The sequence below is a fragment of the uncultured Psychrobacillus sp. genome, assembly GCF_938022135.1.
In the GTDB taxonomy this organism is placed as follows: Bacteria; Bacillota; Bacilli; order Bacillales_A; family Planococcaceae; genus Psychrobacillus.
In genome coordinates this window covers 77,015-91,079 of the sequence record NZ_CALIED010000054.1, presented here as the reverse complement: position 1 = coordinate 91,079, position 14,065 = coordinate 77,015, and the positions used below count along the sequence as shown (strand labels likewise).

General features: G+C 37.5%; 13 protein-coding genes. 4 read left to right on the top strand and 9 right to left on the bottom strand.

Going from position 1 to position 14,065, the window contains the following annotated elements:
* Positions 1–256: 256 nt before the first annotated feature.
* Positions 257–1,123: a nucleotidyltransferase-like protein gene (locus Q0371_RS10925; RefSeq protein WP_169360746.1), complete on the bottom strand. Its 867-nt coding sequence runs from the start codon at positions 1,121–1,123 to the stop codon at positions 257–259.
* 129 nt (positions 1,124–1,252) lie between these two features.
* On the opposite strand from Q0371_RS10925, the gene Q0371_RS10920 reads away from it, so the two are divergent.
* Entirely contained in the window at positions 1,253–1,597 is a 345-nt protein-coding gene (locus Q0371_RS10920) for a YgzB family protein (RefSeq protein WP_169360747.1), read from the top strand.
* A 253-nt stretch (positions 1,598–1,850) separates the two neighbouring features.
* Complete coding sequence (locus Q0371_RS10915) at positions 1,851–3,536, top strand: HAMP domain-containing methyl-accepting chemotaxis protein (protein WP_169360748.1); 1,686 nt, start codon at positions 1,851–1,853, stop codon at positions 3,534–3,536.
* Between the two features lie 38 nt (positions 3,537–3,574).
* On the opposite strand, the gene perR is transcribed toward Q0371_RS10915, so the two are convergent.
* From perR to bcp, 3 genes are all read right to left on the bottom strand, one after another.
* On the bottom strand, positions 3,575–4,018 hold the full coding sequence (gene perR / locus Q0371_RS10910; protein ID WP_169360749.1) for a peroxide-responsive transcriptional repressor PerR: 444 nt from the start codon (positions 4,016–4,018) through the stop codon (positions 3,575–3,577).
* 112 nt (positions 4,019–4,130) lie between these two features.
* A complete protein-coding gene (locus Q0371_RS10905) occupies positions 4,131–5,075 on the bottom strand; it encodes a D-2-hydroxyacid dehydrogenase (protein ID WP_298471032.1) in 945 nt (314 codons plus the stop codon).
* 3 nt (positions 5,076–5,078) lie between these two features.
* The gene (gene bcp, locus Q0371_RS10900) at positions 5,079–5,561 is read right to left on the bottom strand and encodes a thioredoxin-dependent thiol peroxidase (protein WP_298471030.1); all 483 of its coding nucleotides are present in this window, start codon (positions 5,559–5,561) and stop codon (positions 5,079–5,081) included.
* A gap of 179 nt (positions 5,562–5,740) precedes the next feature.
* Here bcp and Q0371_RS10895 point away from each other — a divergent pair, with 179 nt between their 5' ends.
* Together Q0371_RS10895 and Q0371_RS10890 are read left to right on the top strand one after the other, a co-directional pair.
* Complete coding sequence (locus Q0371_RS10895; protein WP_169360752.1) at positions 5,741–7,042, top strand: glutamate-1-semialdehyde 2,1-aminomutase; 1,302 nt, start codon at positions 5,741–5,743, stop codon at positions 7,040–7,042.
* A gap of 24 nt (positions 7,043–7,066) precedes the next feature.
* A complete protein-coding gene (locus Q0371_RS10890) occupies positions 7,067–8,146 on the top strand; it encodes an aromatic acid exporter family protein (RefSeq protein ID WP_169360753.1) in 1,080 nt (359 codons plus the stop codon).
* A 185-nt stretch (positions 8,147–8,331) separates the two neighbouring features.
* Here the strand turns inward: Q0371_RS10890 and Q0371_RS10885 are convergent, their stop codons facing one another.
* From Q0371_RS10885 to Q0371_RS10865, 5 genes are all read right to left on the bottom strand, one after another.
* Positions 8,332–9,225 carry an ABC transporter permease gene (locus Q0371_RS10885; protein WP_240949784.1) on the bottom strand — a complete coding sequence of 298 codons (894 nt, stop codon included), beginning with the start codon at positions 9,223–9,225 and terminating at the stop codon, positions 8,332–8,334.
* Between the two features lie 23 nt (positions 9,226–9,248).
* On the bottom strand, positions 9,249–10,253 hold the full coding sequence (locus Q0371_RS10880) for an ABC transporter permease (RefSeq protein WP_298471028.1): 1,005 nt from the start codon (positions 10,251–10,253) through the stop codon (positions 9,249–9,251).
* Positions 10,254–10,340: 87 nt separating this feature from the next.
* Positions 10,341–11,948, bottom strand: coding sequence for an ABC transporter substrate-binding protein (locus Q0371_RS10875; protein ID WP_251556935.1), 1,608 nt, complete (start codon positions 11,946–11,948; stop codon positions 10,341–10,343).
* A gap of 24 nt (positions 11,949–11,972) precedes the next feature.
* Positions 11,973–12,956: a dipeptide ABC transporter ATP-binding protein gene (locus Q0371_RS10870; RefSeq protein WP_251556934.1), complete on the bottom strand. Its 984-nt coding sequence runs from the start codon at positions 12,954–12,956 to the stop codon at positions 11,973–11,975.
* Positions 12,931–13,950, bottom strand: coding sequence for an ABC transporter ATP-binding protein (locus Q0371_RS10865; RefSeq protein WP_298471024.1), 1,020 nt, complete (start codon positions 13,948–13,950; stop codon positions 12,931–12,933). Before Q0371_RS10865 ends, Q0371_RS10870 begins: the two co-directional genes overlap by 26 nt.
* Positions 13,951–14,065: the final 115 nt, after the last annotated feature.

Below are 14,065 nucleotides of genomic sequence, written 5' to 3'. Positions count from 1 at the left end.
GCTTGTTGATGCTGTATGTCTTAACGTTTTGCATGTTCAGTTTTCAATGTTCATTTTTGCGTTGTCGTTTTTTGCGACTTCTCTAATTTATCACCATTCAACCGGCTAGTCAAGAAGTTTTTTAAAAAACATTTTTTATTAAGTTTCTGCTGTTTTTTAATTCGTTTTTGACGACGCTTATTATAATACCGCACAATTAATACATATGTCAACAAAAAACGAGTATTTTTTTAAAACGTTTTTTGTTGACTCATTTTCACCCTTTAACTTTGTAGTATCTATGCTCGATATGGCTACTTTTCGTCGGTTGTTTTTCGACTATAATTAACCCTTTGTCCACTAAGAATTCTATAAATACTTCTAGGTCTACAGAATAGTTTTTCAATTCCTCTTGTTCATGAATCTCTTGAATGGTCCAATACTCTTTAGTAGAAAGTACTTCTACTATATGACGTGCCCCATCCTTTGTTCTAGAATGAATTAGAAAATCGCTAGCTAAAAATAATAGTTCTAATCTCTTCTCTAATGTTTCTCGACTTGATACTAGCTCATCGTACAATTTATATATAGAAGGATCTAATTGCTTTACTTGCTTCCACACCATAACCTCTGGGTGCATTCCCTTTTCAATAATAGCTAATCTCGCTAAATGATGAAGTGAGTTTACAATATGAGTATAAGCATCTAGATAATTTAGTTGCTCAAAGAACACCTTTGCTTGCATATAACTTCTACTTAACTTAGCAAATTCAATTCCCATCCTTACGTTCCGACCATTTATCGGAAACTCTTGTAGTTCCCTTTTTAGGTTTTCTACATATTCATTTCTATCAAAAACAACTCGGCCGTTGATCATCCAATCTACTAGCTTAGGGTTGGCTCCAACTATAAACCATTTTCGTATTTGTTTTTCTGTAATTATATGCAGGGCAGCTTTTTTGTCGCTATACGTATAATGCTTTGTAAAAACAGGATTAGAGGAATCTTTTGTTATTATAAATAGTATAGAGTCAAAGGTATCCGTAATTGGACTGACCTCTTCTATTTTTTCTATCAATATGATGCCTAAAGTATTTGAATCACTTGCTCTTTCTTGATAAATAGGTCTTAACAATGCTTCCAATGTGAAAGCCTCCTTTTTAAACTTATGTATTATTCTTCGACAATTATTTGATATTTCCTCTTTAAACTTTTAGGACATTCCTTTATATAAAAATATGTTATAGTGTATGTACAATTAGGAGGTAAAAATATGAAACCCTATAAAAACAAAATAAATCGAATCCGTTCCTTTGCGCTTGGCTTAATTTTCTTTGGCTTTATCATTATGTACGGCGCTATATTTTTCAGAGAAAACCCAATCCTAGTAACTATTTTCATGACACTTGGGTTACTTTCTATTATAGGAAGTACAGTTGTTTATGGCTGGATAGGTTTACTATCTACTAGAGCCGTTCAAGTAGTCTGCCCCAATTGCGGAAAACATACGAAAGTTTTAGGTAGAGTAGATATGTGTATGTATTGTAAAGAACCACTTACATTAGATCCTACTCTTGAAGGCGAAGAATTTGATGTTAGCTACAATAGAAAGAAATAAATTTCTGCACTTTGCTTTTAGGCAAAGTGCTTTTTTATATTAACATAGTTCCTATAAAGTAAGATAACTTAAGGTTTAAATTCCCCATGTCAAGCTACTATGAGAGTAAATATCCTCTGAGCATACATAGCATTACGCAAATTATCCAAAATGCAACTTCAATATTTTTTATCAAAAAAAGACAATAATATTTCATTTGACCTACAATCACACCTACTTTAGACTTAAGTTATAAAGAAGGGAGTGCAACAATATGTCTATCAGAAAGAAATTGAATTTTTCATTACTGTCTATTTTCTCTTTACTACTTATCTCAGTAGTAGTCACTCTTCTCCAATTGCTAACTATAGAGGATAAGTTTGATTACGCATTGGACAACCGTGTTCAGCAACAAATTTTATCAGATGAGATTCAAATAGAACTTGGTATGCAAGGTCTTTACTTAAGGAGTATGATTTTAAATAACACTGAGCAAACAAAAGAAGCACTAATTCTACACCAAGATTTGCTTGATGAGGCTATTCTAAAATTAGATAAGCTCGCCTCATCTGAAACTATGAAAACCTATTTAAGTGAGATTAATAAACATAATGATGCATTTAATGATGCTGCCGATGAAGTTTTGACCAATTTAAATTCCGGTAATAAGGATAGAGCATTGCAGGTGGTTAATAATGAAGCACATCTTGCAAATGAGGGTATATTAGCTGTAGCTCTCGAAATCAATGAATATCAAAAAGATCAATTAAAGATTATTACTGCTGAAACTAAGGAAATCGTTAAAAATACAATTCGAATAGGACTAGCTATACTGGTCGTAAGTATCTTGCTTACAATAGGTATTTCCTTATTTATAAAAAGATCTATTACTAACCGTCTAAAACACCTAGTAGTTGCAACTGAAATTATATCAAATGGTGACTTAACAGCATCTGATATTAACAATCAAGTAAAGGATGAAATAGGCGATGTAGCTAGGTCCTTTAATAAAATGAAAGCAAATCTAAAAGATCTAATTATTAGCTTACATGAAAATGCAAACCATTTGTCTAGTGTTTCCGAGGAACTTTCAGCTAGCACAGAAGAAGTTACCGCTGCATCTACCGATGTAGCAAAGCGAGTGGAAATGACATCTGAAGGTGCCCACATTGCATCTATATCAGCAAAAGATAGTGCTACTGCAATGGATGAAACTGCTGCAGGAGTTCAGCGTATTGCTGAAGCTACACAGGTTTTACAGAGCAATGCAACCAACACCTTAGAGTTTGCTAGCAAAGGTGAAGAAGTTTTAAAAACAGCAAAAGGACAAATGAATCAAATTTATAACTCCTCTAGCGAAACAAATCAGTTAATAAAAAAATTAAGTGTTAAGTCTATTGAAATTGAGAATATTACTAAGGTTATTACTGGGATTTCTGAACAAACAAACTTACTAGCCTTAAATGCAGCTATTGAAGCTGCTCGAGCAGGAGAACACGGGAAAGGATTTGCGGTAGTCGCCGATGAAGTAAGGAAGCTAGCGGAGGAATCCAAGTATTCAGCAAATCAGATAGTAGCCCTTATTACAGAAATTCAAAAGGACACAAGAAATGTTGAAGAGTCTGTTCTAATAGGTCTTCATAATACAGAAGAAGGTGTAAAGGTAATAAATGAAGCGAATATTTCTTTCCAATCAATTGCATCCTCAATTGAGCAAGTTTCCTATCAGATTGAAGATATTTCAGCAACCTCGGAGGAAATTGCTGCTAGCGCAGAAGAAGTAGCTGCATCTGTAGCTGAAATTGTAAATCAAACTATTGAAGCTTCTTCGCAAACTACAATGATTTCAGCGGCTGTCGAGGAACAGACAGCAACCATGCAGGAGATTAACAGTGTAGCACAGGACCTAACCCAAAAAGCAGTAGAATTAGAAGAATTAATTTATCAATTTAAAATTTAACCATAAGAAAAACCGAGCGAATAAACGCTCGGTTTTTCTTATTGGACTTTAGTTGCTTGTTCTTTACAGGTAGGACACGTACCGTAGATCTCCATTCGGTGAGAGCTAACATCATATCCGGTCAAGTGAGAGGCAAGATGCTCTACTTCATCTAATCCTGGATAATGGAAGTCAACTATTTTACCACAAGAGTTACAAATCATATGGTAGTGATCATTTGTGATAAAATCAAAACGGCTTGAATTATCACCATATGTTAATTCCTTTACTAGGCCAGCTTCTCTAAACACACGTAAGTTGTTATAGACTGTGGCAACGCTCATGCTAGGAAATTTACTTTCAAGCGCTTTATATATATCGTCCGCGGTGGGATGGGACATAGATTGAATAATAAATTCCAGAATCGCATGGCGTTGAGGCGTTATACGTACACCGGTTGATTTCAATGTATCTAAAGCGTCTCTTAAATGTACTTCCGTCATCGCTATGCACCTCTCTTTATAATCATTATTAAATGATAAGTTTATAATTATTATAAAGAGGAACTGTCCTTAATGTCAAATTTTTCGGCTATTAACATAGTATTATACATTTTTAGTATCCTCGTGTAGCATCTATTACATTCTCAATATCATTCTCTTGTTTTAGAAACGCCACTAAATTTCTAGAGAAAATTTCAAGCGCTCTCACTACGTATTGTGAGGAATGACTAGAAATGTGTGGGGAAACAATCACATTTGGCATACGCCAAAAAGGATGGTCACTTTCTAACGGTTCCTGCTCGAACACATCTAACACTGCGTAAGCAATGCATTTGTCTTCTAGTGCTTTTAATAGGTCCAGTTCTTTCACTAAATCTCCGCGTCCGTAATTCATAAAAATAGCACTCTCTTTCATAGACTGAAAATGCTTATATGTCAGCAGCCCTCTTGTTTCCTCCGTACTTGGCAGAATAGATACTACTATATCTGCTTGAGGTAGCACTTCTTTTAAAGACCCAAAAGATATCATCTCGTCCATGTAGGAAGCAGTATTTCCACTTCGATTACAACCGATTGTCCTAACCCCAAAGGCCTGCAATAATCTTCCCACTTCTCCACCTATTGCTCCTGGCCCTAATATTAAGGCAGTCGAGCCTAAAAGCTCCGAAGAAGGAACTCTTTTTGACCAATTTGCATTGCGTTGATTTTCTGCGACTACTGGCAACGATTTCTTTATAGAAAGTATATGAGCTAAAACGGATTCAGCCATCGGAGTTTTATGGATCCCTCTAACATTTGTGAGTAAAATATTGCGGTCTGCTATTTCCTTTAAAGGCATCTTTTCTAAGCCTGCAGAGGCAACCATAATCCACTTCAGCTCTTTTGCACTGTTTATATGGAAGGCTTTAAGGTCTTCTCCATATGTGACAACAATATCGGCAGTTTCTAACTCTTTTTCATTTAATCCCTTTTGAAAGATAAAATCTATTTGTGGAAACTGATTGGTTAACTTTAACTGTTGCTCTTCCTTTGGTAAAAAAGAAAAAAGTACTTTCATCAATCATTCACCATCTTTTATTAAGGATTTTAATGTATGTAACACTTCTTCTACATGATCTTTTACTTTAACTTTTCTCCATTCCTTCACAACAGTTCCGGTTGGATCTATTAAAAAGGTTGTTCGTTCGATGCCCATATATTCTTTTCCGAAGTTTTTCTTCAATTTCCAAACACCGTAAGCCTCAGAAATTTCATGAGTATCATCTATTAATAATGAAAACGGAAGTCCATGCTTCTCTATAAACTTAGTGTGCGCCTTCTCATCATCTGCACTTACTCCCAGAATAACTGCATTTAAATCCGAAAAATCAGCATTTGCGTCTCTGAATTCACAAGCCTCTGTAGTACACCCAGGTGTAGAGTCTTTAGGGTAAAAGTACAGAACAACATACTGTTTTCCAGCAAAGTCATCCAGCGATATAATTTCACCCTTTTCATTTTTTAATGAAAACTTTGGGGCAACCAGTCCTTCTAATTTTTCCATCAATATCCCTCCTCGATTAATTAGTTATATCGTAACTAACTTTATAAGTATGTTCAATTTCTTTAGCCTTTTTCCTCTTTTTTGTCTAAAATATAAAAATACCCAACTATTACTAGAAGTTTTAGGATAGACAAGTTATAATTTTCATCTTACATACATTTATAATGGAGGTAATACATTTGAAACATACACAATCTGAACAAATTCAAGTACAAGCATTAGAACATATAGTTGGCGGGGTAAATAGTCCTTCACGTTCCTATAAAGCCGTTGGTGGCGGAGCACCCGTTGTCATGGAAAGAGCGGAAGGTGCATACTTCTATGATGTGGACGGCAATAAATATATCGATTACCTAGCAGCTTATGGCCCTATCATTACCGGTCATGCCCACCCGCACATAACTGAAGCTATTACAAAAGCAGCACAAACGGGTCTATTATATGGTACCCCTACAAAGCATGAAGTGGTTTTTGCTAAAATGCTAAAAGATGCAATCCCTTCTATGGATAAGGTTCGCTTTGTGAATTCAGGGACGGAAGCAGTGATGACTACTATACGTGTAGCTCGTGCATATACCGGAAGAACAAAGGTAATGAAGTTTGCTGGCTGTTATCACGGGCACTCTGATTTAGTGTTAGTAGCTGCAGGTTCAGGTCCTGCTACTCTTGGAACTCCAGATTCTGCAGGCGTGCCACAATCTATCGCAAAAGAGGTTATCACGATTCCGTTCAATGATCCTCAAGCCTACAAGGATGCGATGGAAAAATGGGGAGAAGAACTAGCATGTATATTAGTTGAACCAATCGTAGGAAACTTTGGAATGGTGGAGCCTAATGAAGGGTTTTTATCTTTAGTTCATGAAATCGCTAAAGCTAAAGGAGCTCTTGTGATTTATGATGAGGTAATTACTGCGTTCCGATTCCACTATGGAGCGGCATCTACTTTACTTGGTCACACACCAGACTTAACCGCATTAGGAAAAATTATTGGTGGAGGTCTTCCAATCGGTGCATATGGTGGCAAAAAAGAAATTATGGAGCAGGTGGCACCACTTGGACCTGCCTATCAGGCTGGAACGATGGCAGGTAATCCGGCGTCCATGCAAGCAGGCATCGCTTGTTTAGAAGTACTTCAAGCTCCTGGTTTATACGAAGAACTAGATAGACTAGGTGCACTGTTAGAGGCAGGAATTTTGGATGCTGCTAAGGAAAATAATATTACGATTACAATCAATCGCATAAAAGGTGCACTTTCTGTTTATTTTACCGATGTTAAAGTAGAAAACTACGAGCAAGCAGAGGCTAGTGATGGTGAAATGTTCGCTAAATTCTTTAAGCTTATGCTTGAACAAGGCATTAACTTGGCTCCTTCTAAGTATGAAGCTTGGTTTATTACTACCGCCCATACAGAACATGATATAGTAGAGACAATTAAAGCGGTCAATTATGCTTTTGCCCAATTAAATAATTCAATGAAATAACCGTTAACGAAGGGATAGGATGGAATGAAATTAGGAGCACGTATTTTTAAGACTGGAGTCGCTATAGTATTTGCCTTATTTATAGCTGAATTACTTCAGCTTCCTAATCCTGTCTTTGCAGGAATAGCCGCTATTTTTGCACTTCAACCATCTATCTATAGGTCTTACTTAACCGTAATTGAACAAATACAGTCTAATCTAATTGGAGCAGCCATCGCCGTCTTGTTTGCATTAGTATTTGGAAACCATATTATTGCCGTTGGATTCGCAGCAATTGTGGCTATTTCTATCATGCTAAAGTTTAAATTAGAAAAAACGGTTTCCTTAGCATTAGTAACTGTAATAGCTATTATGGAGATTCAAAGCGACGAGTTTTTAACCTTTGCATTAATTCGTTTTTGCACGATTCTTGTTGGAGTGATTTCGGCCTTTATCGTAAATCTTGTATTTATCCCACCTAAGTTTGAGACAAAGCTTTTTAACTCCATCCATTATACACAGGACGAAATAATTAGATGGATTCGGATTGCCTCTAGAAATGCTGGTGACCATCAGTCTACCAAACAAGCTATTACGCAGCTGAAGGATAGATTAGAACGTATTGACCAAATATACTCCTTTTTTAAAGAGGAAAGAGTTTATACCAAAAAGGCTACCCATTCAAAGGGCAGAAAAGCCGTCGTTTACCGAGAGCTTATCGAAATCTCCCATAATAGCCTAGAAGTATTGAATAGATTACACCTTCATGAAAATGAACTAAATGATCTTCCTGAGCATTTTAGAATGATGATCACGGAAAGACTTGATCTGCTTTTAACTTACCATGAACAGCTCCACCTCAAGTTTATTGGTAAGCTAAAAACAGACCATACAGAGCTGCATGGTCCCGACGCATTTATCCAAAGGCAAGAGGTTATGAATATTTTTGTTCAGCAGATTGCGATAACACAAATAGATGAGGAATTTTCTACCTACCACCTTCTCCATCTACTATCCTCTATATTAAAGTATGAGGAACAGCTGGAGCATGTGGATAGACTGATTACCTCGTATCAGAACTTCCATAGTAATGAATTAACCGTTCAAATTGAAGAAACATACTAAATCGATTAAGACTCACAGAAAAAATGAAACCCTGAACATTTACATAATGTGAATGCTCAGGGTTTCATTCATTAAAAGGCTCTATTTCAGATTTCTCTTTCTTTAGGTATACTCGCCATGTTCGTCAAAAAAAGTGAAATCGCCTAAACGATTTCACTTTTTATTTTTGGAGCTTTGTTTCTATCTTAATTTTTCATCCGAGGATCCAGTGCATCTCGAAGCCCATCGCCCATCAGGTTAAAGCCTAAAACTGTCAGCATGATTGCAAGCCCAGGGAAAATCATTGTCCACGGAGCAGTTCTTAGGTGATTTCGAGCATCCGCCAGCATTTTACCCCATTCTGGAGTTGGAGCCTGGGCCCCTAATCCAAGAAATCCTAATGCAGCAGCTTCTATAATAGCCGATGCTATGGCCAATGTGCCTGCTACGATTACAGGTGCCATAGAGTTAGGTAAGATGTGCGAAAAAAGGATACGAACATCCTTCATACCAATTGCCTTGGCGGAGGTTATGTATTCCTCTTCTTTTATACTTAACACTTTTGATCTTATCAAACGTCCAAAGTTAGGGATGTTGATAATTGCTATCGCAATTAAAGCATTTTGCAGAGATGGTCCTAGCACAGACACGACTGCAATTGCTAATAGAATACTTGGAAAAGCAAGAAGAATATCAAATAGGCGAGATATAATCATATCAACCCATTTTCCATAATAGCCCGCTATAATCCCCAATATACTCCCTACAATGACAGAACCAATTACAGAGAAAAAGCCTACCCATAAAGAAATTCTTGCCCCATGGACGATTCGTGAAAAAATATCTCTACCAAAATCATCTGTGCCAAACCAATACTGGCTAGACGGCGGTAGGAGTCTTTTGTCTGAAATAGATTGTTCATCAATGCCCTGCGGGACTAGAAAAGGTCCTATTAACGCTACTACTATAAAGAACAATACGATAAAAGTGCCAATAAGCGCCACTTTGTTTTTACGGAAACCTCTCCACGCTTCTTTCCAAGGACCAGCTGATATGTCCTTTTCGGTAGCCAATAAATTATCCGGTGCTTTTGGAACCATTTGGGTCATCATCATCTCTCCTTTTAGTCATACTTGATGCGTGGATCAATTAATCCGTATAAAATATCAACCAATAAATTAATCATAACGAATATAAAAGCAACTACTAATATTCCAGATTGTATAACGGGGTAGTCACGATACTGAATAGCATCATAAATGTATCGACCAATTCCTGGCCATCCAAAGATAGTTTCAGTTAAAATAGCGCCTCCTAAAAGTAATCCCATTTGAAGCCCCACTACTGTTAAAACTGGGATGATAGCATTTTTCAATGAATGCTTGTATACTACCCAAAACATTTTTTGTCCTTTAGCTCTTGCTGTTCGTACATAATCTGCTCTCATAACTTCAAGCATACTAGATCTTGTCATACGAGCGATAATGGCCATTGGAATTGTTGCCAAAGCAATGCTAGGTAATATTAAATGTTTAAGCACGTCACCAAGCTGATCAAAACGACCATTCATAATCGTATCAATCACATATAAGTTTGTTACTGCCGAAACTGGATCTCTTGCATCGTCTCTTCCACCTGGTGGAAGCCACTGTAATTCTACAGAAAAAACCCATTGCTCCATCAGCCCTAACCAAAAGATTGGCATGGACACACCTATCAAAGCTATTACCATCGCTAAGTAATCGAACCATGAATTTTGAAACCATGCAGATATAATTCCTGCATTTACTCCTATTACAACAGCTATTAGGATAGCGAAGAAAGCTAGCTCAAACGTAGCAGCAAGGTATGGCCAAATTTCGGTAGCTACTGGCTGAACAGTTCGCATCGACTCCCCAAGATCTCCTTGAAGTAATCCAAATAAGTAATCAAAATATTGCACGTACCAAGGATTATCTAAGCCTAGGCTTGCTCTTAGTGACTCAATTGCCTCCTTAGAAGCTAATTGTCCTAAAATAACCTGTGCTGGATCACCAGGAATTGCACGTATAATCATAAAAACTAAAAAAGTCATACCAAGCAATACCGGTATAAGCTGTAGCAGCCTCTTTCCAATATAGTGAAGCATGTTTCTTCACCCTCTTTATTCTAAAATATGAAATAACCTTATCTTTAAAAGAGGAGGGAATCCATAAGACCCCCTCCACTCTATTCCTTACTTAAATTCAACGTTCCCTAGTTTGTCTGAACCTGTTGGATGTGGTGTAAATCCAGTCAATTCTGCTTTACCAGCTAATAATGGTGTTGAGTGAGCAAGTGGTACCCATGGTGCATCTTCAAATATTATTTCTTGTGCTTGTTTATATAATTCAATACGTTTGTTTTCATCTACTTCTGATTGTGCTTGGATAAGAATCTCATGTAATGGGTCGCTACTATAGTACGTATAGTTATTGCTTCCGATATTATCTTGGTCTAGTAAAACATAAAGGAAGTTATCTGCATCTCCATTATCACCAGTCCATCCAAGTAAGAAAGCGTCTGCTTCTCCTAAACGAGCTTTTTCTAAATAAGTAGCCCACTCATAAGAAACGATTTTAGCATTGATGCCTACTTTTTCTAAATTATTTTTAATTGCTTCTGCAACTTTAGCTCCATCTGGCATATATGGTCTTGGAACTGGCATTGCCCATAGCTCCATTTCAAAACCATCTGCAAATCCTGCTTCTGCTAAAAGTTCTTTTGCTTTTTCTGGATCATATTCATATCCAGGAATCTCATCATTGAATCCACTAATAGATGACGGAATTGGATTTTTAGCTACCTCTGCTCCACCTTCAAAGAAAGCATCTACAATTGCTTGCTTATCGATTGCATAGTTCATTGCTTGACGTACTTTCACATTGTCAAACGGAGGTCTTGTAGTTGTTAAGCCTAAGTAACCAACATTCATAGAAGGACGCTCATACAATTGAAGAGCAGCCTCACCTTCTACTGTCGAACGATCGGACGGGTTCACACCATCAGCCAAGTCGATAGTTCCAGATAGTAGCTCATTAAGGCGACCTGCGTTGTCTGGTATCGCTTTGAATACGACTTTATCAAGCTTAGGCATACCATCTACCCAATAATCTTCATATTTTTCGATTGTAATAGTTGCATTACGTTTCCACTCTACGAATTTGAATGGACCAGTTCCTACTGGATTGTCACCAAATGCTTTTTCATCTTTTTCAAATGCAGTTGGACTTGCAATACCAAATGGACTCATAGCAATATTTTTTAAGAAAGGTGCTTGAGGGCGCTTAAGCTTAAACACTACTTTGTAATCACCGTCAGCTGTAACAGATTCAATTACGTGTCCTTCGTCACCAGCATAACCTCCGAACATAGAACCGTAGTAATAGAATTTTTCCTCTGATCCATTAGCCCAGCGTTCAAAGTTTTTCACGACTGCCTCAGCATTAAAGTCTGTTCCGTCATGGAACTTAATTCCTTCTTCTAAAGTAAATGTATACGTTAATCCGTCATCAGACGGTTCCCACTCTTTAGCGAGTCCTGGCTGAATTGTAGTATCTTCCTCGCCAAAGTTTAATAGTGTCTCGAAAAGGTTTTGTGTTACCTTGAAAGATTCACCATCTGTAACTGTAGCTGGATCTAGAGAAACGGAGTCTCCTCCACGACCAAATACTAATGTTTTATTCTCTGATGATGACGATTCTCCTTTTTTATCTCCATCAGATTCATCACTTGAACAAGCAACGATTGTAAATGCAGCAAGTATCATTAAAAACATAAATGACAATAATTTCTTTTTTCTCACATGGACCCCTCCAAATTTATATTATCAATGCTGTACTGCCTCGTTATATAGATGGCAGGCAACAAAATGACTGTTCTTAACTTCCTCAAGCTTCGGTTTAACGGTTGTACATACATCCATTTTAAAAGGACAACGTGTATGGAATGTACAACCTGTAGGTGGGTTAGAAGGGCTTGGGATATCTCCCTCTAAAATAATTTGCTCCCTTTGAAATTGTGGATCTGGTACTGGCACAGCAGAAAGAAGTGCTTTTGTATATGGATGGAGCGGCTCCGCATATAAACTTTCACTAGGTGCAAGCTCAACCATTCTCCCTAAGTACATAACTCCAACCCGGTCGCTGATGTGGCGTACTACCCCCAGGTCATGAGCGATAAATATATAGGTTAGTTTCAATTCTTTTTGCAAGTCCTGCATCAGATTTAAAACTTGAGCTTGAATAGATACATCAAGTGCTGAAACTGGCTCGTCTGCTATAATCAGCTTTGGATTAGTCATAAGAGCTCTCGCAATACCAATACGCTGCCTTTGCCCTCCGCTGAACTGGTGAGGATATCGTTTTGCATGATAGCTGCTCAATCCTACAATCTCTAAAAAGTCATGAACCTTTTGTTTGCGAGTTTTTGGATCTCCAATTTGATGAACAATCAGTGGCTCCATCAAAATTTTCTCAACCGTGTGCCGAGGATTTAATGATGCATAAGGATCCTGAAACACCATTTGGATATCTCTTCTAACCTTACGCATAGCAGAGTCAGAGATTGACGTTAATTCTTTCCCTTCAAAGGTCACTTTACCTTCTGTAGGTTCTAGTAATCTCATAAGCATTCTTCCTGTAGTAGATTTACCACAGCCAGATTCTCCAACTATCCCTAGAGTTTCTCCCTCGTTTACAAAGAAAGAAATATCGTCTACTGCTTTAACATAGCCGACTTTTTTTGACAACAAACCGGAACGAATGGGAAAGTACTTTTTCAGTCCATCAACTTTTAACAGCGGCTCTGTCATAATCTGTTACCTCCTTTGAATCATATAAGAAACATCTAGTTTTATGTCCCTCCGATGTTTCATACAGAGGAGGATTTTCCTGAACACAGCGTTCGAATGCAAATTCACATCTAGCTGCAAAACGACAGCCTGTTGTTATAGTTCCAGGCTTCGGCACATTGCCTGGGATGGAATATAATCGTTGCTTTTTATATCTCATGTCAGGAACTGACGCAAGCAGTCCTTTAGTATAGGGGTGTTGTGCATCTTTAAAGATGGTTTCCACTAGTCCTTCTTCTACTACTTTACCTGCGTACATGACCACTACTCGTTCGCATGTCTCTGCTACTACTCCAAGATCATGAGTGATTAAGAGCAATGCTGTGTTTAACCTTTTATTCAAATCTCTCATTAGCTTTAGAATTTGAGCTTGAATGGTTACATCCAATGCCGTCGTTGGCTCATCAGCTATCAATACTTCTGGGTCACATACAAGGGCCATCGCAATCATGACTCTCTGACGCATCCCTCCAGAGAGCTGGTGTGGGTAATCCTTCATGAGTGCCTCTGCTCTCGGAAGTCCAACAAGCTTTAGCATCTCAATCGCTCTATCCTTAGCCTGCTTCTTGCTCCAATCCTTTTTATGTAGGGTTATTGCTTCTATCAGCTGATTACCAATTGTAAATAATGGATTTAAAGAGGTCATTGGCTCCTGAAAGATCATTGCAATCTCATTTCCTCTTATTTTCCGCATCTCTTTTTCCGAGAAGGTTGTTAAATCCTTACCTTTAAATAGGATTTCTCCATTGGTGATTTTTCCCGGTGGACTAGGAACTAGCCCCATGATAGATAGAGAGGTAACACTTTTACCACAGCCCGATTCGCCAACGATGCCTAAAATTTCCCCTTCTCTAACATGGAAATCTACATAATCGACAGATGGAATGACACCATCATCTGTAAAAAAGGAAGTTTGAAGCCCTTTTACTTCTAGCACTTTTTTTCCTTGTTCCATGATAATTCTCCTTTTTTACAAGATTATTTAAAATTTTCTTTATATTTGTTCATATTGATATTTTACACATACATACTTTTTATGCAATACTTTTTATATTTTTTGAAACATTTGT